Source organism: Bacteroidales bacterium (assembly GCA_012517825.1).
GTDB lineage: Bacteria > Bacteroidota > Bacteroidia > Bacteroidales > JAAYUG01 > JAAYUG01.
Genome location: JAAYUG010000028.1, coordinates 26,437 through 49,590 on the forward strand (window position 1 = coordinate 26,437; position 23,154 = coordinate 49,590).

Genomic DNA, 23,154 nt, shown 5'->3' on the forward strand with positions numbered 1-23,154 from the left:
AAGTGGGCCCAGTTGGGATCGAACCAACGACCCTCTGATTATGAGTCAGATGCTCTAACCGTCTGAGCTATGGGCCCTGAATATCAGGTTCCGGCTGTTCCGGAAAGAAAAACCGGCTTCTGAAAAAGGACTGCAATATTATCAAAATTTTGCGGAAATTTTAATAACGTGATGAATTTTTATGCTCTGATCAGTTTTCATCTCCGGGATAAGTAGTAACTTTATGGCAGAAGCAAGATGGATATGCCGGACAATACACAATACAATTACGGTTTTGTTTTAAGCGGTGGTGCTGCCAGAGGCTTTGCCCATCTGGGCGTAGCCAAAGCACTTGAAGAGGAAGGCATTCGTCCCGATATACTTTCGGGTGCCAGTGCAGGTTCCATTGTAGGGGCTTACCTGGCTGACGGATATTTGCCCGAGGAAATTCTTGAAATATTTCTTACCCGGAAGCTTTTTCAGTTTGTGCAGTTTACCCTTCCCCACCTTGGTTTTTTGTCGCTGGAAGGCCTGGAAGAGGTACTTGAAGAAACCCTGCATGCAAAAACATTTGAGGACCTGAAGATTCCCCTGTATATATCAGCCACTAACTGTAACAAAGGAAAGATTGTGTACTTTCACAAGGGGCCTCTGATTCAGTGTATTCTGGCTTCTTCCAGTATTCCTATAGTATTTCAGCCCCGGATCATCAACAAACAGTATTATGTTGACGGGGGCGTGATGGATAATTTACCGGTAAAGCCTCTTCAGGGGAAATGCAAAAAACTGGTAGGTGTCTGGATCAATCCCATCGGAGAAGAGAAAGAAATCAAGGGAATGGTTCATCTGGCCGAGCGAACCTTTCATCTTGCCATGGCCGGGCAGGTCGAGATGAAAAAGCCTTTTTTCGATATATTCATTGAGCCACCGGAACTGTATAAGTACGGACTGATGGATATCAAAAAGGGCCGGGAGATGTTCGAAACAGGTTACAAAACGGCTAAAGAAGTCCTTGCCGGAATACAAAGAGGCGATTGACCGTGAATCATTTTTTTATTGGTACTTCAGGCTGGACTTACGGGCACTGGAAGGGGAATTTTTATCCTGCCGACCTGCCTGTATCGCAGTGGTTTTCTTTTTATTGTTCCCGTTTTAATGCTGTTGAGATAAATGCCACTTTTTATCGTCGTTTTCAGGATACAACCTACCTTAAGTGGTATGAGAAAACTCCACCCGGTTTTTGCTTTGTTCTGAAGGTTCCAAAGATTATTACGCATCGGAAATATATTCAGGATTGCTTTGACGAAATCAGGGAGTTTTCCCGTCAGGCGATGTTGCTGAAGGAAAAACTGGGATGTATACTGTTACAGTTGCCTCCCGGCTTGAAAAGGGACAAGGAACGCCTGGAAAAAGCCCTGGATGCTTTCTCCGGGCCAATACGGCTGGCGGTTGAATTCCGCCATGCAAGCTGGTATGATGACGCTGTAACAGAATTGTTGTATCATCGGGGTATTTCATTTGTCAATGCAGACTCCCCGAAAAAGGCCATTGATTTCGATCTGAAAACCGCTTTCCCATACCTCCGGTTTCACGGGCGGACCGGTTGGTATAATTCTGACTATACCGAAGAAGAACTCCGGAAAGTAGCCGCATATCTTGCGGGTTTTGCCTTACGCAGGGATCAGCCGTGTTTTGCGTTCTTCAATAATGATTTCGGGGGCTTTGCTCCCAGGAATGCCCTCCGGCTGATTGAGCTAACCGGTGAAAACCAGGTTTAAATAATTTTTCAGGGTCATCGGACCTTCTCTTTAACCAGCAGTTGAATGCCTTTTACTGAGCGGCAGTTGAGAAGTTCAGCTTCTGATCCGTTTACCAGGCGGATGGCGGCAAGCTCCTTACGATTAAATGCAGGAACGGCGAATACATCTTGCAGGAGAAGACCCCTGAAATCATAAATTGCCAATCCGTCAGAAAAGTAATTGGGCAGGTTATCCGTCCATTTCAGGTTGAAATCTTTTATAACAAGGTTTATTACGCCCTTTGCGAAACATCCCGGAATGTCATGGGCAAACAATGCTGAATCGAGAGGATAGGCCGGGCGGAGGTCAAAATTTCCCCCGTAGGATTCGGAATATTTTCCTGGCTCAATAGACAGGGTAACATCTTTTAGCGTAATGTTCTCAAGGGGGCTTTCGGATGCACCATAAAGGAGAATTCCGGCACCGCTTTCGGCACGGATGTTGTTAAAGCGGATATTCCTGATGGTGCCCGCTTTCCCGTTTCGGGAGTCGCGGATAGCCGAAACATGGATTGGTTCGCCTTTTCCCCACCAGTGTCCGCTGTGAAGGCGCGTATTGATAATGATATTGGAAAATTCAACATTTTCGATATCCGATTTATCGCGGGCAAAGACGCCGATGCCCCTGTTTGATCCGTATATGACAATATTGCTGAAAACCAGGTTTCGGATGGGATTTTCGCCATAGCCCACCCTGATGCCTGCCGAGCGGGAAGAAAGCACACAGTTGGTTACGGTAACATTTTCGGCATAGCCTGTTTTGTTACCGGTATTTCTTGATGGATAAGGAATCCGTGATATTTCAGATCCGGAAATCTCATCCCCGAATCCGGTTACGATAATGGCGTCATCGCCGGCAACAATATCACAGTTGGAGATGCGCACATTGCGGGAGGTGGTGCAGTGGATTCCATCGCTGTTTGGTATCAGCTGATTATTGCGTATGGTAATGCCTGTAACCAGCACATCTTCGCAGTCGCCTATACGGAATGTCCACTCAGGAGAATCGTAAAACATCAGATCCTGCACGGTAACGTTTTCGCATCGAAGCATTACCACCAGCATTCCGGGCCGGTAATTGTATGAAACCGGTCCGTCTTCGATAACAGCTCCCGGTCGCATAAAATCCATACCCTGGCGGGTGAATTTCCTGTCGAAATCATTCCCTGAATGGGGTTTGTCAATGGAATTCATGAAAAACGTCCCGTTGCCGTTGATGACTCCATGACCGGTGAGGGAAATGTTTTTGCAGTCGGCAGCGTAAATAAGGCCAAAATGAACATATCCTTCCTGAAACTGATGGGTGGGCATTTTCATATAATCAGCCGTATCGCGGCTTGCAAGGATAACAGCTCCCGGCTCCAGGTGCAGGTTGATGTTCGACTTCATGACAATGGTTCCTGAATAATAGGTTCCGGCGGGAACATATACAGTACCTCCTCCCCGGGAGGCACAAGTGGCAATGGCATCATTAAAGGCTTTGGTGCATAAAGTTTTCCCGTCACCTACCGCACCAAACCGGCACACATCAAAAGAATCATTTTTCCTGCAGTTTTGGAAAGCAAGAAGGGAACAAACAGAAAGAACAATGAACGAAGTTTTCATAAGAGGTTGGTTGTTGGTTAAAATAATTAATTGAATATCAGTTTATTATTATTTATTGAAAACCACTAATTTACAGCATCAATTTATCATTTTGTCCGTAAAACTGAATACAGGTTTTTTTATCTTTATCAAAATTTCCTTTTATGAAGACCAACCGCTATTTTCTTGGAACGCTTTCCGTACTTCGGATTTTAATCGGATGGCATTTTCTCTATGAAGGGATAGTAAAGCTCATGAATCCTTCCTGGAGCGCCAAAGGGTATCTGGAAAATGCCTATGGATTTCTGGGTGGTTTTTACCATTCCCTGGCGGCTCAGCCCGGTTTGCTGAAAATGGTTGATATACTAAACGAATGGGGTCTTACATTGATTGGTCTGGGGCTGATCTTCGGGGTATTCACACGCCTTGCTTCAGGAGCAGGAGTGTTGCTTCTTTTGTTGTATTATTTTGCCTATCCTCCTTTTGGAGAATCGTTAACTGCCATTACCGAAGGAAATTACTGGATTGTGAATAAAACCCTGCTGGAGGCTTTGACCCTTGCCCTGATTTTTATTGTCCCCACCGGCAGGTATTGGGGGCTGGATTATTATCTTCAGCGTTTGAGGTCTAAGAAATCCGGAAAAGAAGAAGCCGGCGAGCCGGCCGATGAAAGACGCAGGGTATTTATACGGAATATAGCAACCTTACCGGTATTTGGCGGGCTGGCCTTTTCAGCTTTCCGGAACAAAGAATGGGAAAAGCCCGATGGTTTATCAGGAGCTACTGTTCAACTTAATAGATTAAATATCAGTCAGTTGAAAGGAAGCCTGCCCGCGGGTAAAATCGGGGACATGGAAATCAGCCGGTTGATTATGGGGTGCAATCTGATAGGTGGTTGGGCTCATGCACGTGATCTGCATTATGTTTCTTCCCTGTTCAGGGCTTACAACACGGAGGCAAAAATAATGGAAACTTTCTGGCTGGCTGAGCAGGCAGGTATCCGTACCACCTTTATGGTGAACAACTTTTACCCGCTTTTCAATAAGTACAAAAAGCTTTACGGCAGTAAAATGAAATCAATCTGCCAGGCGCAGTCGACGGTGGATAATATGTATTCCGAAATTGACAAAGCGCTGGAAGCCGGAGCGGATTCCATCTATATTCAGGGGCACAGTGCCGATGTATATGTTCGTGACGGAATGGCCGAAAAGCTTGGCGACCTGATGGAGTACATTCATCAACACGGACTTTCAGCGGGGATTGGTGCTCATTCCATCCAGGTGATTATTAAAAGCGAAGAACTTGGGTTGAACGCTGATTATTATGTAAAGACCTTTCATCATGATAAATACTGGTCGGCGCATCCCCGTGAAAGAAGAAAGGAATTCCAGGTGGATGTGTTCAATAGTCCTGATCACAATGAATTTCATGACAACCTGTTCGATATTTTCCCGGAGCAGACGGCGGCGGTGATGGCCGGTGTAAAGAAACCCTGGATTGCTTTCAAGGTATTGGCCGGAGGAGCTATTCCTCCAAAAGACGGCTTCCGGTTTGCTTTTGAAAACGGGGCTGATTTTATCTGCGTAGGAATGTTTGATTTTCAGGTGGTGGAAGATGTCAATCTGGTAATTGATGTTCTTAACGAATTGCAGGGCAGGCAGAGAGAGTGGTTTGCTTAATTGTGCAGTCGGCCGTCTTTGCTGAATATGTTCTGAAGATGCAACGGGGGAATCAGGTGAATTGTCTGGATGCCCAGTGCAGCAGCAGCCCGGATGTTTTCTTCTGCATCATCAATAAAAAGCGTCTCATCGGGACGCAGTCCATTAACCTGAAGGACGTATTCAAAGATTTCCCGGTGGGGTTTATTCATTCCCAGCTTATGGGAAAGAAAAACTCCTTCAAAGAATTCTTCCATGGATTTGCCTGATTTATTAGAAAACATGGCTGAATACAGAGGGGTATGCATGGCATTGGTGTTGCTCAGCAGGAAGGTACGGTAATGTTCTTTAACTTTCCACAGAACGGTAAGATTTTCGGCAGGAATATCCAGCAGCATGGCATTCCACGCATCATCTATGGCTGAAGGCGGGGTTCCGGGGTGGGCATATTTCAGAAGGGCCTGTCGGAATTCATCTGTACTGATGCGGCCGGTCTCGTAGTCCTCAAGAATATTTTCGCGCACGATGTTCCGGTAAACTTCTTCTGCCTTTCCGTTCCACATGGCTATAAATTTTGCACGGGTACGCTCCGGGTCAATGTTCAGGATAACCCCACCGAGATCGAAAATGATATTTTGTATCAATGCATTCATGTTACCTGATTCTGCAACAGAATACAAAAATACTTTTTTATCACCATTAATTCGGGATAACTTTGTTATTTTTACATTGAGTTAGGATTTTTATGAATATTTATGAGAATTTCGAAAATTAAACTTGTCAACTGGAAAAACTTTAAAAGAGCTGAGGTTGATTTAGAATACAGAGTCTTTTTAGTAGGTCCGAATGCCTGTGGTAAAAGTAATTTCCTTGATGCAATTCGTTTTTTGCGTGATATTGTACGACAGGGAGGAAGTTTGCAGGAAGCAGTTCAATTAAGGGATGGTGTTTCAACAATTCGCTGTACTGCTGCAAGAAAGAATTCAGATGTAACAATAGGAATTGTTCTGAATGATATTGATGACAAACCGGAATGGGAATACGAACTTTCTTTTAATCAGACCGGAGGGGGGATTACTGATCTGAGGGCTATTGTAAAAAGGGAATATCTAAGGAATCTAAAAACAGGCCGGACTTTTATCGATAGAAAGCGGGACAGGGAACCCAATGATTACCTTCTCGGATTTACACATATTGAGCAGGCAACGATAAATAAGGATTTTCAGTCGTTTGTCGAATTTTTGAATGAAATTAGTTATTTACATCTGATTCCGCAACTCATCAGGGAACCAAGTTCTTTTTTGAAAGCTACAAAAGGAGAAGATTATTATGGCCGGGATTTCTTTGACCGAATCAGTAAACTTAATCTGAAGACCCGTAATTCATATATCAGAAAAATAGAAAAACTTTTACAAATTGTTGTTCCTCAGCTTGAAAAGCTTGTTTTAATTACGGATGAAAAAGGAATTCCGCATTTTGAGGCCAACTTCAGTCAATGGAGGCCCCATGGAGCAAAACAAATAGAAAAACATTTTTCTGATGGTACTTTGCGCCTTATCGGATTGTTCTGGGCTTTGCTCGATGGGAACAAAACGTTGCTACTGGAAGAACCGGAGTTGTCTCTTCATAGTGCCGTAATTTCGCAACTTCCTGACGTTATTTATCAGTTTCAGAAAAGAAAAAATACGCGAAGACAGGTAATTGTTACCACGCATAGTTACGATCTGCTTAATAACAAAGGAATCAGTCCAGAAGAGGTTATTCTGGTTGAACCTGAAGGAAAGGAAGGAAGCATTGTGCATCTTTCAGCTAAATTACCTGAAATTAAGGCATTGTTGCAGAGCGGAAACCTTTCCATTGCCGATGCAGTTATTCATCGCACTGCGCCGGCCGATGCGCATCAACTTTCATTGTTTAACGAGTTATGATGGAAGTGCAGCTTGTAGTGGAAGACAGACTCCAGGATGTTGCATTGAGGCGCATTCTTCATAAGTATAAACCGGAAGTTTTTATAAGGCCTACAGCCGGTCTGAGAGGTATTGATTACATTCGTGGAAAGATTGAAGACTACAACAGGGCTTCCGAGTTTTGCCACTATATTGTCCTTATTGATCTTGATAAAGAAGAGTGTGCTCCGGATATGATCAGGAGGTGGATAACGTTTCCCTCTAAGAACTCATTTTATTTTAGAATTGCTGTTAGAGAAATAGAAGCCTGGTTAATTGCCGACCGAAAAGGATTTTCGAAATTTCTGTCAATCCCTATTAGCTGGATTCCATTAAATTCTGAAAATATTATAAATCCCAAGGAAGTAATAATTTCCTGGGCTCGTCAATCCAGGAAAAGAAAAATTAAAGGATTGATACCGGCAGGAAGCTCTTCCATTGGACCTGCATATAACAGCTTACTTTCAGATTTTGTCCAGTATCACTGGGATATCGATGAAGCATGCATGCACAATAAAAGCCTTAGACGGGCTGTGGACAGAATAAAAGTAATCAAAGTTGATAATGGAATCTCTCCAAATTCATAAAGAAGGAAACAACTGTGTAATTCATATTATTGATCAGCGTTTTCTTCCTTTTGAACTAATAACGGAAGCTCTGAAGACAGAGGATGACTGTTTGATGGCCATACGTGATATGCATGTACGGGGGGCTCCTCTCATTGGTGTTACTGCAGCATTCGGCGTTTACCTCGGGCTTTTGCATTGCAGGGAAGCAGGTTATGATCTCTGTTGTGATACTGTTGTAAGGAAGCTGGCCACAGCCCGTCCCACGGCTGTTAATCTGTTCCATGCACTGGAATTTATAAAGGATACCGTAAGGAAGGAGCCACGGGAGGAAGCCAAGCCGGAGGCAGCTTTCCGTGCGGCCTGCACTTTAATGGAGAGGGAAATATCAGCTTGTCGCAGCATTGGGGAAAATGGTTTGCCGTTAATAGAAGAGGCAAGCAGGCTGAAAAAAGGAAGGCCTGTGAACATTCTCACCCATTGTAATGCGGGCTGGCTGGCCTGTATCCGCTATGGGACCGCTACAGCTCCTGTGTATCTGGCTCACGAAAAAGGAATACCCGTGCATGTTTGGGTGGATGAAACGCGCCCATTAAACCAGGGTTCCCGGCTTACTGCATGGGAACTGGAACAGGCAGGAGTTCCATATACCGTGATTACTGATAATGCGGGAGGTTATCTTATGCAGAAAGGGCTGGTGGATATGGTGATTGTAGGAAGTGACCGCGTGTGCATGAATGGCGATATTGCCAATAAAACAGGCACATACCTGAAAGCACTTGCCGCCTCCGACAACCGTATTCCCTTTTATGTGGCGTTTCCTTCTTCCACCATTGATCCAATGCTCGAAAGCGGTGAGACGATTCCCATAGAAGAAAGATCTCCCGACGAGGTGCATTTTATAACAGGTTTTGGGGAAGGGTTCCTTCAAAAAGTAAGGATAACCCCGTTTCCTTCAGAGGCAAATAATCCTGCCTTTGACATCACACCAGCCCGGCTGATAACAGCTTTTATAACGGAAAGAGGGGTTTGCCGGCCTCACCGGAAAGATATTCTGCGATTATTCCCGGAAATAGCGTAACTTTACAAATTCAGAACGTTATGAAAAAAATTGGAATTATTGGTGGCACAGGTCTTGAAAATCCTGATATACTTAAAAATGCCAGAATTGTTACACAGGCCACTCCTTTCGGAGTAACCAGTTCAGATATTAAAACCGGTCAGATCAACGGGGTGGAAGTAGTTTTGCTTTCCCGGCATGGCGAGAAACATACCATTCCGCCTTCAAAAGTGAATAATCAGGCCAATATTTTTGCTTTAAAGAAACTCGGATGCACCCACATTCTGGCAACAACGGCATGTGGAAGCCTGCGCGATGAAATTGGGCGGGGTGAGCTGGTATTTCCCGATCAGTTTATTGATTTTACAAGGCACCGTGCTGTAACATTTTACGATGAGTTCCGTCCGGGAGAGTTGAAGCATACGCCCATGGCTGAGCCGTTCGACAGAAATCTGCGGAATATACTCATCAGGAAGGCAAAAGAACTGGGCATTGTATATCATCCGAAAGGTACGGTTATTACCATTGAAGGGCCTCGTTTCAGCACCCGGGCCGAATCAAGAATGTTCAGAATGTGGGGAGCTGATATCATCAACATGTCAACAGCCCCGGAAGCTATCCTGGCCAATGAGGCAGGGATACCCTATGCTGTTGTTGCCATGAGCACCGATTTCGATTCATGGAAAGAAGACGAAGACCCTGTGACCTGGGAAGATGTGCTTAAAATCTTCGACCGCAACGTTCACAATGTAATCAATCTTATTCTTGCCGTCCTTCCTGAGATCGGTGACTAACATCATTTAATCATTACAAATCATTATGTCAAAGAAAAAAAAGAAGAAGCAGGAGCCTGCTTTTCACCGTTTTACAAAAAAAGCCCTTAAACAGGCTGTGTTTGAGATTTTCAACCAGCATCCCAATCAGAATTACAACTACAAGCAAATTTCCCGGGAATTTGATATTACCGACGACGGAGGCCGTGCGCTCATTGCCGGTATTCTGGAAGAACTTGCAGAAGAAGGGAAACTGGAAGAGGTATACCGCGGAAAGTACCGGTTTAAAGTCAAATCGGCTACTGTTGAGGGAATTATTGAGATGACCACCAGCCATAATGCCTTCGTTCATGCCGATGGAATTGCCGAACCGGTATTCATTGCGCGGGACAATCTGAATCGCGCCCTGCCGGGTGACAAGGTGAGGGTTTTTCTTCTGGCCAAAAGGAAGAAAAGGCATCTGGAAGGAGAGGTGCTGGAGATAGTGGAACGTTCGAAAACTTCACTGGTAGGAATTGTTCAGGTTGGTCCTTCATTTGCCTTTTTTGAGCCCGACAGCAAAGATGTGCCGTATGATTTGTTCATTCCGTTTGAACGTCTGGGGAATGCAAAAGACGGTCAGAAGGTAATAGCACGTATTGTTGACTGGCCGGCCCATGCCAGGAATCCCATAGGAGAAATTATTGAGGTGCTGGGATATCCCGGCCAGCATGAGGCAGAAATGCATGCCATTCTGGCTGAGTTTGATCTTCCGTACCGTTTTCCTGAAGAAGTGGAGAAGGAAGTGGAACGGATACCGGAAGCAATTACTGAGGCAGAGATTGCAAAACGCCGTGATTTTCGGGGAATACCTACCTTTACCATCGATCCGGTTGATGCAAAAGATTTTGATGATGCCTTGTCACTGCGCAGGCTTGATTCCGGAAACTGGGAGGTGGGCGTCCACATAGCCGATGTGAGCCATTACATCAGACCAGGCATGCTCGCTGATCAGGAGGCTTTACAGAGAGGAACCTCTGTTTATCTGGTCGACCGGGTGGTGCCCATGTTGCCTGAGAAATTGTCCAATCTGGTGTGTTCCCTCCGCCCTGATGAGGATAAACTTTGTTTTTCAGCGGTATTCGAAATGGATGACCAGGCCAGGGTTTTGAAGGAATGGTTCGGGAAAACCGTCATCCGCTCAGTGAGAAGGTTTAACTACGATGAGGCCCAGGAGATTATCGACAAGGGTAAGGGAGATTTTGCCGGGGAATTGGCTGTTCTGAACAGCCTGGCACAGAAATTACGTGCTGAACGCTTCAAAAGGGGTTCTTTCAACTTTGAAAAGCCGGAAATTAAATTTGAGCTCGCACCCGACGGAAAGCCTGTAGGAGTGTATTTTAAGGAATACAAACAAAGCAATGAACTTATTGAAGAGTTTATGCTTCTGGCCAACAAGCGGGTTGCCGAATGGGTGAATAAACCTGCGGGCCACAGGGATGATGGCAAGAAGAAGAAAAAGGAGCGCACGTTTGTTTACCGGGTTCACGATAAGCCGGATGAGGAAAAACTCAGGAGTTTCAGTCTTTTTGTGAAAAAGTTCGGATACCAGATGCACATGGGTTCGCACAAAAAGATTTCTGAGTCGCTCAATCAGCTGATGAAGGAAATTCAGGGTAAAAAGGAGCAGAATATCCTGGAAAACCTTGCAGTGCGGGTCATGGCCAAAGCGGAGTATTCCACGAAAAACATAGGTCATTACGGACTGGCTTTTCCGTATTATACGCATTTTACCTCTCCCATACGGCGGTATCCTGATATTCTTGCCCACCGCTTGCTCTTTCATTACCTGAACGGGGGAGCGTCGGAAAATCCGGCCCCGTATGAAGAAATGTGCCGTCATGCTTCCGAGATGGAGCGAAAGGCTATGGAAGCTGAACGTACCTCAGTGAAATACAAACAGGTAGAATTTATGGCCGATAAGGTAGGCCAGGTGTTTGATGCCGTTATTTCCGGAGTTACTGAATGGGGGCTATTTGCTGAGATCATTGAAAACGGTTGTGAGGGAATGATTCATATCCGGCAGTTGAATGATGATTTTTACTGGTTTGACGAAGAAAATTACCGGCTGGTAGGGCGCAGGTACAAACGGGTTTTCCAGCTTGGCGATGCCATAAAGGTTGAAATATGGCGTACCAACCTCCTGAAAAAGCAACTGGATTTCAGACTGGCAGAAGATAAATAACACATATTGCTTGGTTTGTGTTGCAGTTTAAACCGACCGGTAACGGAATACAACAGCGATCAAGATAAAACCGAAAACCTCAACAGACCTTGCATAACAGGATGATCAATTCCGGAATATTTTTTTATCTTTAGGATAACCAAACAGCAATGTTTATGGATCTGAGCAAAGGTTTTTTCAATCCCAGGCTGATCAGGGCGATTACTTTTTATATTATCAGCTTCTGTGTTATTCTCAGTGTAATTGTATCGATACTGGCCATCTGGAAGTTTGCAGACCCTGATACCCTGTGGCGCACCATTGCTACCTTCGCGGTAATAGGGGTTGGCAGTGCTATATTTGCTTTTGTCAACGGCATTTTCGGTACAAAAGACTAACAGAAAAGGGATGTTGCAAAACCTTGCAGACATCCCCATTTTTCTGCTGTATGTGCTTTTCAGAGCTTGATCAGGCGGACATTTTTCTTGAAGAGCGTTGAGCTTATCTGCAGGTAATAAATTCCTTCCTTCAGTTGCCGTCCGCTGGCATCGGTGCCGTCCCATTCAACCGACATGGTTCCGTTAAAGAAAAGTTCATGCGGGTCGAATTCAGTTACTTTCCTTCCTGTGATATCATAAATTGCAATGGTAAACTTTATGTTTCCGGCAACACGGAAGTTATTGATGCTGATTGTGATTCTGGTGCGGTTATGGAACGGATTGGGGAAAATCGTTGTCTGAATGGAATTTTCATTGATTCCTGTTGTCTGTGAAGAGGGTTGTCCGTTTCGGTCGAGAGAATATACTCCGTCTTCGGCAAAAATCTTGGCTCCGTTCGATCCTGAAGCAGGATTTCCGGGATCTTCAATGGAGTATTCCATGCCCGGCTCGAGAGCCAGAAAAGCCGTATAAACAGAGAGAACCCTGTTGCTCAGGCTGGATTCGACAATCTGGCTGATCATTTCATTGTCATAATTCCAGGTATTTTCAAGTGATGCAATATGATTCCCGGCCCACATTTTCGCCAGAAGGGTATCAGATGGAATTATCTGCGAAGCGGGAATTTCCTTTCGTACCATCAGGGGTTGCCCATTGTAAATGCCCGCCAGTTCGGCAACAAAGGGTAAATTCCCGTAATATTTTCCTACCTGAAGGATAGGTTTGTCGAGGTAAATGGCCTGTCCGGGGTCTTCAATATTAAAGCGCCCGTAACAAAAGCCTTCCTTCATGGAAGTATGCAGGTCAAAAGAGCTGATTTTTCCACCGGAAATTTCAAATACTTTGGTCAGCATGTCGGCAATATTATTATCCCAGTAGTTGTACTGGTAATAGTTGCCTTTCGTATGGCGGGTGAGCAGGGTATAGAAATATTCGTTCCCCCTGAAATATTTCCCGCCGAAATAATACCAGGTATAGGAATTGTCAAAGTCGACGATATGGGTAACCGGAAGAGGTTCAAATGTCTTGAGGTAATCCATCAGGAGATTAGCCGAGTCGTTGGTAGCATAGTGGTCTGTGTTAGCCAGCAGAACCATGGATCCTTTATTTCCGGTCTTTTGAATGAATTTAATGCCACTGGTCAGCAGTTCCTGCAATCCGGAAAAATTCTGAACAGGGGTGGATCCAAGCATCGAAAATACCTGCCGCATATTTTCGGGTGTGGCCTTTACCCAGGAGTTGCTTGCCATCATTGGCTGCGGCCCGCTGAAGATGATATTGAAATAATCGTTTTCATCCAGGTAATTGGCCATCAGATTTTTCAGTTCGGCATATACCTGATTGCCGCCTGCCTGGTATTCATTTTTCTTTTCGAAGTCAAAAAGAAAAAGAAGTTTTTTGGGCTGGTCAAGTTGAAAAAATTTGGAAGGCAGGATGGCCATCTGATAAATGCCTTCAGCGCCGTTATTAAGGGTGCTGAGATACAATCCATTGGTCACAAAATGGGAAAAACTGAGGTATATCTGGCTGAATCCGATGTAGTTACCGGGGATAAACGTTTCGAGGCAGGGGCCGAAGTCAGGATCCTGAGTCCTTTTGAATGAGGCTTCGGGAATTACCGGTACGGAGGGGTTCTGGAATTCAGGAGATTCCTTTACAAGAACACGCAGTTTTTCCAGGGGAATTTTGGATGCCTGCAACATATCCGTTGGTATGGGACAGGAAACTGACCGTGCTGTCCAGGATGCGGGAACAAGGAAAGTAATTTTAGCCTTCCGTTGTTCATTGCCCATCATCGGGTAGATCTGAAGGCTGTAATAATCGCCCCATTGCTTATAGAGTAAAGAAGGATCACGTCTTCTTTTGACAATGCTTTCATAGATCTGCCACGCCGACCACCGGTCGATAAGGCGGGCATGCACTATGCTGTCACCCACCCAGAGCCAGGAATCATGTACAATCGATTTGGAAGGGAGGGAAAAATAGTATGAAATTTCGAGCGTATCGGAGGGCAGAAAATTATTATCCCGGCCGGAGAACGTCAGATAGAGTTCGCATTCCATGTAAATTCCCTTTGGCTGGACCGTCAGCAGGGCATCTTCTATTGTTCCCTGTCCCCATTTATCCCAGGTGCGGGGATTCTGCACATTCAGCCAACTCCAGGCTGAGGCATGAAGGACAAAAACAAAGATGAAGGCCAGGGAAAGAACGATTTTCTGGTAAAAAGTCTTCATAAATGGAAGGTTTAGTTTTTAATGAGATGCTAAAAAACGGAATAAGGTTGCGTGTTGCATGAAGTGAACATAGGGAAACATTATCTTCCTTTAATTTTATAAGAGGCTTCGGCACGCTATTTGTTTGTTCTTTACTGATTATCAGTTTTTTCATGGATTACAAAGTTTTTTCCGAGAAATATATCCACTGTTGCCGGCTTATTACTGAGAAGCGGCTCAGGGAGGCATTTATTCTCCTGCAGGAACTGGCAGAGGAATCGCATAACATCGACTATCTGAACCAGCTTGAAAATCATCGTGAAACCTATCGAAACATTCTGAAATATTCGTTTGGCGAGGTTGAGGACCCGCAGAAAAAGGAGGTGTATTTCCGGCTTCTGCGGTCGGTTTTGCGGCTGGCAGATGCGCTTTTTGAAACCATTGTAGTTTCGCGCAGGATGGTTTCCTATGCCCCGCTCAAAAGGGAACTGGAGTCTGCCCCCCTGTTTTCCGGCACCGATCCACTGAGAATTCTCGGGGAACTGGAATGGACACCCTCGCTGAATGCATTCCCGGAAGCTGAAAATACTGATGAAGCCATTGATGCAGGCCTGCGGCGCAATGAACAGGAACAGCTGGTGCAAAAAGTCTTTCATGCTCTGTGGTTAACCGATATATACGGCGATCAGGAGATGGAATTTCTTCATCATATGATTGCATCGGAAGAACTGCCATGGTACTTCAAATCACTTTTCATCAGTGCTGTAACCCTGAGTGCACAAAGGTTTTTCGATATCTCCAAGCTGGAAATTCTGGCCGATGCCTTTCTGGCAGGTGAAAACCAGGTACGGCAGCGGGCTCTTACCGGGCTGATCATCCTATTGTATCAATACCGGGAAAGGCTTTCCATTTATCCCCAGTCGGAAACCCTCATCAGAAAAATCCGGGAAGGAAATCAGACCGATCAGCAGATTGAAGCAATCGTAATACAGTTGATTAAGGCCAAGGACACAGAAAAAATTACGCAGAAGTTTCGGGATGAAGTACTCCCCGAAATTACCCGTCTGCAGTCGAGAATTTATGAAAAACTTGACCTGCAGAACCTCATGAAAGACCCCTTTGCGGAAGACAAAAATCCCGACTGGGAAAATGTATTCCACGATACGCCAACGCTGTATAACAAACTGGAGGAATTCTCAATGCTTCAGCTCGAAGGAGGGGATGTATTTATGGGAACTTTTTCCATGCTGAAGCATTTTGATTTCTTTCATGAGATAAGCAACTGGTTTTTACCATTTTACAAAGAAAACTCCCGGGTAAAGGAAGCGCTTGCTGTTGGGGACGACAGGGAGGAGACTGACAAATTGGCGGAGGGATTGGAAAAATCGATTCTGATGTGCAATTCTGACAAGTACTCTTTTTGTCTGAATGTGAAAAGGATGCCAGAGGTTCAGCGCCGCATGATGTTCGACATGGTATCAATGGAACTCAGGGCTGTTGAAGAACTGGCTCAGGATGACGAGCTGCTCGCAAAACCTACAGCCGATCGGGTTGTTTATACCCAGTATATACAGGATTTGTACCGGTTTTATAAACTGTACCAATATAAAACTGAGTTTTACGATGTATTTGCAACACCTTTTGATATATACCAGTGTGGATTTTTCAGGGAACTCCTTCCTGATACGAGGGTAATACGCAATATCGGTGAATTTTATTTCGAAAAGGAACATTATAGCGAAGCTTCTCAGGTATTCATGTTGCTGGATAATGAACCCATGAATTTTGAATTATGGCAAAAGATCGGGTACAGTTTTCAGAAGCTTGGCAATTATGCAAAAGCTCTGGAGTATTACCGGAAAGCAGATCTGTCGGACCTGAGAAAAGCCTGGAATACCAAGAAAATTGCTTTTTGTTACCGTAAGCTTGGTGAATTCAGGAAAGCACTGGAATATTATCATGAAGCAGAAAAACTGGAGCCGGATAATCTGTATATTCAGGCCAGTCTGGGCCATACTTATTTTGATCTGAAGGAATATGAGGAGGCGTTGAAATACTACTTCAAAGTTGAATTCTTATCCCCTGATGATCACAGGATTCAGCGCCCCATTGCCTGGTGTTCCTTTGTGCTGGGTAAGCTTGATACAGCCAAAAAATATTTTGAAAAAGTTACCGGCGAAGAAGGAAACCAGCACGATCTGCTGAATCTGGGTCATGTGGAATGGTGCCTGGGAAACAAAACACAGGCAATTGAGTATTACAGGAAAAGCATCAGAAAAGCGGATTATAATTTCGACTGGTTCGCGAAGGAATTTATTGCTGATGCTGATCTTCTGCAGAAATTCGGGATCGATCCCATCGACATTCCTCTCATGCGGGATTATCTTAAAATTCTCATCGAGAGCGAATTCTGACGTTACTTCCGTCTGAAATCGGGAATATTTACCATGTTACAAAATGAAGTATCGGATTTTCTTATGCCTCTCCGGTGCCTTTTTACCGGTAAAAGCCCTTTATTGGCCGATTCGTGGTTTGAACGGCACACAAAAGGTGCTACCTTTGGATGGTAAATAGAAAAACTGATTTCACATGAGACGAGAAGACGAAAATGAAAGTCCCCGGATATACCATGGAAGCAGGAATTTGCTTCTGGGAGTGGTTCTGATCCTTGTTGGTATAGCTGTTTTTTTCAAGAGCCTGGGCATATTTCCCTATGAAACAGAACGGGTTATTTTTTCGTGGCAGATGCTTCTGATCGCGATAGGTGTCATAATGGTTACCAATTTCAGAAGCCGCATCGGAGGGCTGATTCTGATTCTGATCGGTGGCTTCTTCCTGCTGGAAGAGTTTTCCGGCCTATCGGGTGAGATGCGGTCGCTGTTCTGGGCTTTCTTCTTTATATTTATAGGTCTGGTGATCATGTTCCGTGCGTTCCGGATGCCCGTGCGCCGGAGATACTGGCATGGTCCTGTAACTGACAGCCTTGATTATATTGACGAAGTAGCTATTTTGGGAGGATCTGAAAAAAGGATCAATAGCCAGAATTTCTGTGGTGGGCATGTAACGAATATTTTCGGAGGCAGTACTTTTGATTTATCCGATGCCCGGCTGGCTCCCGGCAAACATGTACTTGATGTGGTTTCTGTTTTCGGTGGGTTTAAACTGATTGTTCCTTCTGACTGGAATATAAAGCTCGAAGTAACTGCCATTCTTGGAGGTGTTTCCGACAAGCGCTCCCGAATCAACGAGAATCTTTCTGAAGAAAGGGTACTTATCATTCGTGGGATTGCCATTTTTGGAGGCGGGGAAATAAAGAACTTCTGATCATTTGGTATGCAGGACCATCCTTTTCTGGTAGGTTTCAGGTCTAGGTTTGCCTATATCCTTATCTGGTTATTCATTTCCCTGGCCTGGTTTTTCTTTGAGGTAGCAACTTACCGGATAAAGCCCGGACTTGCGCTGATAGATAGCTTGTTTCTTAATGGCAGTTTTGCACTGATTGCAATCGGTTTGTATTATACGGTGAAATTCGGAACCATTGAAAAAAACAGGCTGTCAGTTTTGCTTCAGCATCTGGCGGGGATGGTAGTTACCGTCACACTCTGGCTTCTGCTGTGTTATCTTTTTGTCATCCTGCTGGAACAGGAAGGCAATTCGTACCAGCAGTTCTTCCGGACAACTTTTCCTCTCAGGATAGCGGCCGGCCTATTTTATTATGGCATCATTGTCTTGTTATATTATCTGATTATTTATTACCAGAATTTCAGGGAAACAGCCACACGGGAAGCTGAGCTGAAGGCACTGGTGCGCGAAACGGAACTGAGCGTGCTTCGGTCGCAGATTAAGCCGCATTTTCTGTTCAACAGCCTGAATTCCATCAGTTCCCTTACATTAACCCAGCCTGATGCCGCCCGGGAAATGATCATCAAACTTTCCGATTTTCTCAGGTATTCGCTTGGTGAAAGTGAACGCAAACTTGTTCCCTTAAAAGCCGAAATTGATTTTATCAGACTGTATCTGGACATTGAAAAAGTGCGATTTGGTGACAAATTGGTTGCTGAATGGGATATTCCTGAAAAATGCATGGAATCAAAGCTTCCCAATATGATTCTCCAGCCTGTTTACGAAAACGCCATTAAACATGGTGTTTACGAAAGCCAGGAGGTTGTTTTTATTCGAACCGTATGCCGTGCTGATGAAAATGAACTTGTACTGACCATTGAAAACAATTTTGATCCGGAAAGTTTACCGCGCAAAGGGAAAGGAATGGGCCTGGAGAATATCAGGAAACGCATGCAGCTGATTTACCTGCGGGATGACCTGGTGACTGTTACCCGAAAGGATTCGGTTTTTTCGGTTACATTACGTGTTCCCCAGGGAGATTATCATTAATTTTGAAACCTGATACTTTTCTTGAAGGGAAACGTATCAACAACCTTCTGCATCATGCAAACAATAACTGCCCTTATTATTGATGATGAAGAGCCGGCGAGAAACCTCATAAAGAGTTATCTTGCCGGGCATGACGAAATTAAGCTTCTGGGCGAATGCCGTGACGGATATGAAGGATTCAGGATGATACAGGAACTCCGGCCCGATCTGATATTTCTTGATGTGCAAATGCCCAAGCTTACAGGTTTTGAATTGCTGGAAATACTTGATGTGCCTCCAGCCGTGATTTTCACAACGGCTTTTGACGAATTTGCCATAAAGGCATTCGAAATGAATGCAGTTGATTATCTGCTGAAACCCTTTTCCCAGGCACGTTTTGATGCTGCCCTGCAAAAGGCAGCCATAAAAATCGGTGCAAAAAGCGAAACCGAAAACGATGCGATTGCACGTCTGGTAAAAACCGTATCGGAAAAGGATGCCTTTCTGGAACGCATTGTGGTCAGGTCAAACAACCGGATTCATATTATTCCAGTTGATCAGATTGTATATTTTGAAGCAGAGGATGATTATGTAATGATATACACACGCGACAGAAAATACCTGAAGCAGTTGACCATGAAATACCTGGAAGAGCATCTCGATCCGCAGGATTTTGTGAGAATACACCGGTCGGCTATTGTTCGCGTTGACGAAGTGGAAAAGCTCGAGCATTATGCACACGATAACTATATAGCTATCATGAAGAACGGAGCAAAGCTCAGAGTAAGCGATACCGGGTACCGGAAGCTGAAAGAGGTTTTGAAATTCTGATGAAGGATGGAGTTGCTGCGTTTTACAACAAAGGGTATATATTGTGAACAGGCCGGTGTTTACATTGATCCGGTTCGCCGTGTTGACAAAGCGTTGATAACGCATGCGCATTCCGATCATGCCGTTGCTGGACACCGGCATTACCTTGCGACACAACAAACAGCATTGCTTCTCAGGCACAGGCTTGGGAAAAAGCCCCTGATTCAGGGGATAGCCTATAACTATCCGTTGAAAATCAATGGTGTTACTGTTTCATTTCATCCGGCAGGCCATGTATTTGGTTCAGCCCAGATACGCCTGGAATACAAGGGAGAGGTATGGGTGGTTTCCGGCGATTATAAGCTGATAAATGACAGGATCAGTGAACCTTTTGAGCCGGTAAAGTGTCATACTTTTGTTACCGAAACTACATTCGGAATGCCCCGTTTTGTCTGGGAACCACAGGAAACTATTTTTCACAGAATTTACGCCTGGTGGCAACGAAACAAAGAAGAAGGCCGGATTTCTGTGCTGATGGGGTATCCTCTCGGAAAGTCCCAGCACCTGCTGGCTTTTCTCAGTGAATTTGGCGGGAATATTTATGTACACAATGAAACAGAGCTCATCAATCAGATCATACGAAATGCCGGAACAAAGCTGGCTGCATTTTCCATTTATAACAAGCACAGCAGGGAAGAGGAATTGAACGGTGCGTTGATTATTGCACCACCTTCCATACGAAAGTCTCCCTGGCTGTACAATTTAAAAAACTATTCCCTTGCCATGGTCTCGGGATGGATTTCAGCCAAAAAGAGACCTCAGCAGACCCTGTTCGGAGACAGCGGTTTTGCCCTTTCTGATCATGCTGATTTTCCGGGGTTGGTGCAGGCAGTTACATCAACCGGAGCAGAGCGGATTATCACCATGCACGGATATGCTGCACAATTTGCCCGTTCCCTTAATGAAATGGGATTCCGGGCTGAAACAGCACTTCAATAAAAGCTAAGGTATTCTATGAAACGCAAGAAAAAACCTACACCTGCAGGTTTCAGATCGTTGAAGCTGGAAACGGACCCCGGGACATATTCGTGGTGTGCCTGCGGAAGAAGCAAAAATCAGCCCTTTTGTGACGGCTCGCATCAGGGAACTGCCTTCCGGCCGGTTTCTGTTACCATTAATGAAAAAAAGCTGGTAAAATGGTGTCTTTGTAAGCAGACCAAAACCCCACCCTTCTGTGACCACTCTCACAGAGAATTGCCAGGATACCAGCTGGAAGGGAAGTACTGTATGGTTACCGGTGCCAGCTCAGGAATTGGTAAGGCTGTAGTTCTCCTTCTTTTACGCAACGGGGCTAACGTTATTATGGTGAGCCGCAACCGTGAAAGAGGGCGGAGATTCTTTGAACGGGTGCATGAAATGTATCCAAAGAAAACAGACTGGATTCCGGCTGATCTTTCCTCGGTTAATTCGGTGAAGGGATTGGTGGCAGAATTCACCTCACGGTATGAAAAGTTGCATTATTTATTTGATTGCGCAGGTGAGTTGATTGCTGAAAAAACCTTTACTCCGGATGGTTTCGACAGGCATCTGGCATCGAATTACCTTGGGCATTTTCTGCTGGTTCACCTGCTCCGGAAATCTTTGATGAACGGAGCGCCTTCGAGGGTAATCATAGTTTCCGGCCGGCAGCATAAGCCGGGTATTTTTGCGGGCGGAGAATTGCTTCCCGATAAAGAGAATCTCACAGGCAAACGAAGGTTTTCATTTGTAAAATCTTCCCGTCAGGCTGTTCTGGCAAAAATTATGTTCACCTATGAACTGGCAAGACGGTGGGCAGGAACAGGTATTGAGGTGTGTACTGTATGTCCGGGCCTTACGCGTACCCATCTTACCGATCATGCACCCTGGTTTATTCAGATTCTGGCAAAGGCAGCTTATGTCGTAAGAAGATCGCAGTCACCGGAATCAGCGGCAAATCACCTGATAAGGCTTGCCTTAATGGATAACGTAAACGGTAAGTATTTTGAAGGGTCTGTGAACGGACTCCATGAGGCACAGTCGTCGGATGAATCATACGATGCCGCCAAGGCAGAACGCCTCTGGAATGAAACGGAAAAACTGCTTCATCTTGACGAAGAATAGTAAATCCTTATACCCGGATTGCGCATCAAAAAGTGTGCAATGTACCTCAGGAGACGCTTTCAGTGCGTTTCAGCGAAGTTAACCCATATTCCTGCGCCAAAAGCCAACCCACTGCGCATTAGTTGGTTTTTGCTCCTGATGCGCAATCCGGGTTTAAAGAAATCTGGTAACAAATTGGCGAATACCTATCGGGTGATTCACTTCAGTACCGGGACCTCCTGCAACGGTTTTATTGATCACCCTTTCCTACCTGCGACTTTTTGAATTCTTCAGAATATTTTTTCCGGAGAATGATCTGGTACTGAAACATTTGATTTTTCAGGCGAACGATATCGTCCTCAATCCGTTTCTTATCCGTTTCGTTGAGTCCTTCCTCCTTCAGAAACTGATAAGATACGAGAATTTTTTTCTGTTGCTCAGAAATGATCTGCTCAAGTTCCTCTATACTATACTCTTGCAAATCCATATGGTTCTCCCTTCTTGTTGATTAAAAGTAACAAAAAAACTTCAAAGAAAGTTTGAGCCGGCCGGTTTTTTGATTATCAATTTATCAACAGGGATAAAAGCAAATATTATGCCGATGAGTGTTCAAAACGAAGAACTTTTGCTCCTCTGATCCGGCGATGTTTAATATCATGCAGGGCCTGATTGGCTTGCAGGAAGTCGTAAACCTCCACCTGGGGCTTAATGGGGATGCGGGCGGCAAGTTCCAGGAATTCATAAACATCCCTGCGCTCCACATTGGCAACTGATTTGATTTCCTTTTCCATCCACAGATCGGAAGGGTAATTTACCTGCTGAAGAAAATGTTTATCTGAATCTTCTTTGCGTATGGCATTGATAATGAGACGGCCACCCGGAGCGAGGTTTCGCAGGGCATAAAGGATTGGTTTCCAGGCGGGAGTTGTATCAATGATGGTTTCGGGACTAATGGGCGGAATATCAGAGGTATCACCTGACCATACAGCGCCAAGTTGCAGGGCAAATTCTCTTTCCTCCGGCTGACGGGCAAAAACGATGATTTTACTTTCAGGATACATAAAACGGGCCAGCTTGAGTACCAGGTGGGCTGAAGCACCAAAGCCAGTCAAACCCAGGGTCTTGCCATTGGTGATTCCGGAAAGACGCAGGGAACGGTATCCGATAGCCCCGGCACAGAGGAGCGGGGCAGCTTCCACATCAGTAAATGAATCAGGAATCGGATACACATAATCTTCCTTCGCCACCATAAATTCTGCATAACCCCCGTTTACATCCCTTCCGGTAGCTTTAAAATCGGGACAAAGGTTTTCCTGATCTGACCTGCAGAAGCTGCAACTGCCGCAGGCCGAAAAGATCCAGGCCACACCTACACGCGTTCCTGGAGGATATTTTCCGGAATCAGGACCATGCTTGACGATCGTGCCTATCACCTGATGCCCGGGGATAATGGGAAGGGAGGGAGGAGGCGTACGCCCTTCGATTTCGTCGAGTTCGGTGTGGCATACTCCGCAGGCATTAACCCGAAGAAGAATCTCCCCCCTGCCGGGTTCCGGAACGGGAAGATCGTACAGAGACAATGGCTGTACCCCTTCCGAAAGTTGCATAATGTTTTCAATCATCCATGCTTTCATA

General features: G+C 45.0%; 20 protein-coding genes and 1 tRNA gene. 15 read left to right on the plus strand and 6 right to left on the minus strand.

Annotation, left to right across the window (positions count from 1 at the left end; genetic code table 11):
* Positions 1–3 precede the first annotated feature (3 nt).
* A tRNA-Ile gene (locus tag GX419_01875) sits at positions 4–77 on the minus strand.
* Between the two features lie 160 nt (positions 78–237).
* Between GX419_01875 and GX419_01880 the strand changes: the two genes are divergently transcribed.
* Both GX419_01880 and GX419_01885 read left to right on the plus strand, forming a co-directional pair.
* On the plus strand, positions 238–1,017 hold the full coding sequence (locus GX419_01880; protein NLI23440.1) for a patatin-like phospholipase family protein: 780 nt from the start codon (positions 238–240) through the stop codon (positions 1,015–1,017).
* A 2-nt stretch (positions 1,018–1,019) separates the two neighbouring features.
* Entirely contained in the window at positions 1,020–1,757 is a 738-nt protein-coding gene (locus GX419_01885) for a DUF72 domain-containing protein (protein NLI23441.1), read from the plus strand.
* Between the two features lie 14 nt (positions 1,758–1,771).
* Here GX419_01885 and GX419_01890 read toward each other — a convergent pair whose 3' ends face one another.
* Positions 1,772–3,382, minus strand: a complete 1,611-nt coding sequence (locus GX419_01890) for a hypothetical protein (protein NLI23442.1) — start codon at positions 3,380–3,382, stop codon at positions 1,772–1,774.
* A gap of 143 nt (positions 3,383–3,525) precedes the next feature.
* Between GX419_01890 and GX419_01895 the strand changes: the two genes are divergently transcribed.
* Positions 3,526–5,040 carry a DoxX family protein gene (locus GX419_01895; protein NLI23443.1) on the plus strand — a complete coding sequence of 505 codons (1,515 nt, stop codon included), beginning with the start codon at positions 3,526–3,528 and terminating at the stop codon, positions 5,038–5,040.
* On the opposite strand, the gene GX419_01900 is transcribed toward GX419_01895, so the two are convergent.
* On the minus strand, positions 5,037–5,672 hold the full coding sequence (locus tag GX419_01900; GenBank protein ID NLI23444.1) for an HAD family phosphatase: 636 nt from the start codon (positions 5,670–5,672) through the stop codon (positions 5,037–5,039). The genes GX419_01895 and GX419_01900 overlap by 4 nt on opposite strands.
* A gap of 102 nt (positions 5,673–5,774) precedes the next feature.
* Here GX419_01900 and GX419_01905 point away from each other — a divergent pair, with 102 nt between their 5' ends.
* From GX419_01905 to GX419_01930, 6 genes are all read left to right on the plus strand, one after another.
* Entirely contained in the window at positions 5,775–6,947 is a 1,173-nt protein-coding gene (locus GX419_01905; GenBank protein NLI23445.1) for an ATP-binding protein, read from the plus strand.
* On the plus strand, positions 6,944–7,552 hold the full coding sequence (locus tag GX419_01910; protein NLI23446.1) for a DUF4276 family protein: 609 nt from the start codon (positions 6,944–6,946) through the stop codon (positions 7,550–7,552). Before GX419_01905 ends, GX419_01910 begins: the two co-directional genes overlap by 4 nt.
* Entirely contained in the window at positions 7,530–8,612 is a 1,083-nt protein-coding gene (mtnA, locus tag GX419_01915; GenBank protein NLI23447.1) for an S-methyl-5-thioribose-1-phosphate isomerase, read from the plus strand. The genes GX419_01910 and mtnA overlap by 23 nt, the downstream gene beginning before the upstream one ends.
* Before the next feature lie 20 nt (positions 8,613–8,632).
* Positions 8,633–9,385, plus strand: coding sequence for an S-methyl-5'-thioadenosine phosphorylase (gene mtnP / locus GX419_01920; protein ID NLI23448.1), 753 nt, complete (start codon positions 8,633–8,635; stop codon positions 9,383–9,385).
* 25 nt (positions 9,386–9,410) lie between these two features.
* Entirely contained in the window at positions 9,411–11,588 is a 2,178-nt protein-coding gene (rnr, locus tag GX419_01925) for a ribonuclease R (GenBank protein NLI23449.1), read from the plus strand.
* 155 nt (positions 11,589–11,743) lie between these two features.
* Positions 11,744–11,965: a hypothetical protein gene (locus GX419_01930; protein NLI23450.1), complete on the plus strand. Its 222-nt coding sequence runs from the start codon at positions 11,744–11,746 to the stop codon at positions 11,963–11,965.
* A gap of 59 nt (positions 11,966–12,024) precedes the next feature.
* Here the strand turns inward: GX419_01930 and GX419_01935 are convergent, their stop codons facing one another.
* Entirely contained in the window at positions 12,025–14,238 is a 2,214-nt protein-coding gene (locus tag GX419_01935) for a T9SS type A sorting domain-containing protein (GenBank protein NLI23451.1), read from the minus strand.
* 152 nt (positions 14,239–14,390) lie between these two features.
* On the opposite strand from GX419_01935, the gene GX419_01940 reads away from it, so the two are divergent.
* The 6 genes from GX419_01940 to GX419_01965 all read left to right on the plus strand — a co-directional run bounded on the left by GX419_01940 (position 14,391) and on the right by GX419_01965 (position 21,540).
* Complete coding sequence (locus GX419_01940) at positions 14,391–16,631, plus strand: tetratricopeptide repeat protein (GenBank protein ID NLI23452.1); 2,241 nt, start codon at positions 14,391–14,393, stop codon at positions 16,629–16,631.
* Between the two features lie 175 nt (positions 16,632–16,806).
* On the plus strand, positions 16,807–17,541 hold the full coding sequence (locus tag GX419_01945; GenBank protein NLI23453.1) for a cell wall-active antibiotics response protein: 735 nt from the start codon (positions 16,807–16,809) through the stop codon (positions 17,539–17,541).
* 9 nt (positions 17,542–17,550) lie between these two features.
* On the plus strand, positions 17,551–18,609 hold the full coding sequence (locus tag GX419_01950) for a histidine kinase (GenBank protein ID NLI23454.1): 1,059 nt from the start codon (positions 17,551–17,553) through the stop codon (positions 18,607–18,609).
* A 54-nt stretch (positions 18,610–18,663) separates the two neighbouring features.
* Complete coding sequence (locus GX419_01955; protein ID NLI23455.1) at positions 18,664–19,419, plus strand: response regulator transcription factor; 756 nt, start codon at positions 18,664–18,666, stop codon at positions 19,417–19,419.
* 6 nt (positions 19,420–19,425) lie between these two features.
* Positions 19,426–20,397, plus strand: a complete 972-nt coding sequence (locus tag GX419_01960) for a ligase-associated DNA damage response exonuclease (protein ID NLI23456.1) — start codon at positions 19,426–19,428, stop codon at positions 20,395–20,397.
* A gap of 15 nt (positions 20,398–20,412) precedes the next feature.
* Entirely contained in the window at positions 20,413–21,540 is a 1,128-nt protein-coding gene (locus GX419_01965) for an SDR family NAD(P)-dependent oxidoreductase (protein ID NLI23457.1), read from the plus strand.
* 229 nt (positions 21,541–21,769) lie between these two features.
* Here the strand turns inward: GX419_01965 and GX419_01970 are convergent, their stop codons facing one another.
* Positions 21,770–22,006 (minus strand): hypothetical protein, encoded by a 237-nt coding sequence (locus GX419_01970; protein NLI23458.1) that lies wholly within the window; start codon positions 22,004–22,006, stop codon positions 21,770–21,772.
* 106 nt (positions 22,007–22,112) lie between these two features.
* On the minus strand, positions 22,113–23,153 hold the full coding sequence (locus GX419_01975; protein NLI23459.1) for a zinc-dependent alcohol dehydrogenase family protein: 1,041 nt from the start codon (positions 23,151–23,153) through the stop codon (positions 22,113–22,115).
* Position 23,154: the final 1 nt, after the last annotated feature.

What these genes read in the sequence shown, in the direction of transcription:
- GX419_01910 (NLI23446.1), top strand. Translation starts at nt 6,944, where the DNA reads ATGATGGAAGTGCAGCTTGTAGTGGAAGACAGACTCCAGGATGTTGCA.
- GX419_01975 (NLI23459.1), bottom strand. Translation starts at nt 23,153, where the DNA reads ATGAAAGCATGGATGATTGAAAACATTATGCAACTTTCGGAAGGGGTA.
- GX419_01965 (NLI23457.1), top strand. Translation starts at nt 20,413, where the DNA reads ATGAAACGCAAGAAAAAACCTACACCTGCAGGTTTCAGATCGTTGAAG.
- GX419_01895 (NLI23443.1), top strand. Translation starts at nt 3,526, where the DNA reads ATGAAGACCAACCGCTATTTTCTTGGAACGCTTTCCGTACTTCGGATT.
- GX419_01880 (NLI23440.1), top strand. Translation starts at nt 238, where the DNA reads ATGGATATGCCGGACAATACACAATACAATTACGGTTTTGTTTTAAGC.
- GX419_01930 (NLI23450.1), top strand. Translation starts at nt 11,744, where the DNA reads ATGGATCTGAGCAAAGGTTTTTTCAATCCCAGGCTGATCAGGGCGATT.
- GX419_01955 (NLI23455.1), top strand. Translation starts at nt 18,664, where the DNA reads ATGCAAACAATAACTGCCCTTATTATTGATGATGAAGAGCCGGCGAGA.
- GX419_01945 (NLI23453.1), top strand. Translation starts at nt 16,807, where the DNA reads ATGAGACGAGAAGACGAAAATGAAAGTCCCCGGATATACCATGGAAGC.
- GX419_01935 (NLI23451.1), bottom strand. Translation starts at nt 14,238, where the DNA reads ATGAAGACTTTTTACCAGAAAATCGTTCTTTCCCTGGCCTTCATCTTT.
- rnr (NLI23449.1), top strand. Translation starts at nt 9,411, where the DNA reads ATGTCAAAGAAAAAAAAGAAGAAGCAGGAGCCTGCTTTTCACCGTTTT.
- mtnP (NLI23448.1), top strand. Translation starts at nt 8,633, where the DNA reads ATGAAAAAAATTGGAATTATTGGTGGCACAGGTCTTGAAAATCCTGAT.
- GX419_01960 (NLI23456.1), top strand. Translation starts at nt 19,426, where the DNA reads ATGGAGTTGCTGCGTTTTACAACAAAGGGTATATATTGTGAACAGGCC.
- GX419_01950 (NLI23454.1), top strand. Translation starts at nt 17,551, where the DNA reads ATGCAGGACCATCCTTTTCTGGTAGGTTTCAGGTCTAGGTTTGCCTAT.
- GX419_01890 (NLI23442.1), bottom strand. Translation starts at nt 3,382, where the DNA reads ATGAAAACTTCGTTCATTGTTCTTTCTGTTTGTTCCCTTCTTGCTTTC.
- GX419_01970 (NLI23458.1), bottom strand. Translation starts at nt 22,006, where the DNA reads ATGGATTTGCAAGAGTATAGTATAGAGGAACTTGAGCAGATCATTTCT.
- GX419_01940 (NLI23452.1), top strand. Translation starts at nt 14,391, where the DNA reads ATGGATTACAAAGTTTTTTCCGAGAAATATATCCACTGTTGCCGGCTT.
- GX419_01905 (NLI23445.1), top strand. Translation starts at nt 5,775, where the DNA reads ATGAGAATTTCGAAAATTAAACTTGTCAACTGGAAAAACTTTAAAAGA.
- mtnA (NLI23447.1), top strand. Translation starts at nt 7,530, where the DNA reads ATGGAATCTCTCCAAATTCATAAAGAAGGAAACAACTGTGTAATTCAT.
- GX419_01900 (NLI23444.1), bottom strand. Translation starts at nt 5,672, where the DNA reads ATGAATGCATTGATACAAAATATCATTTTCGATCTCGGTGGGGTTATC.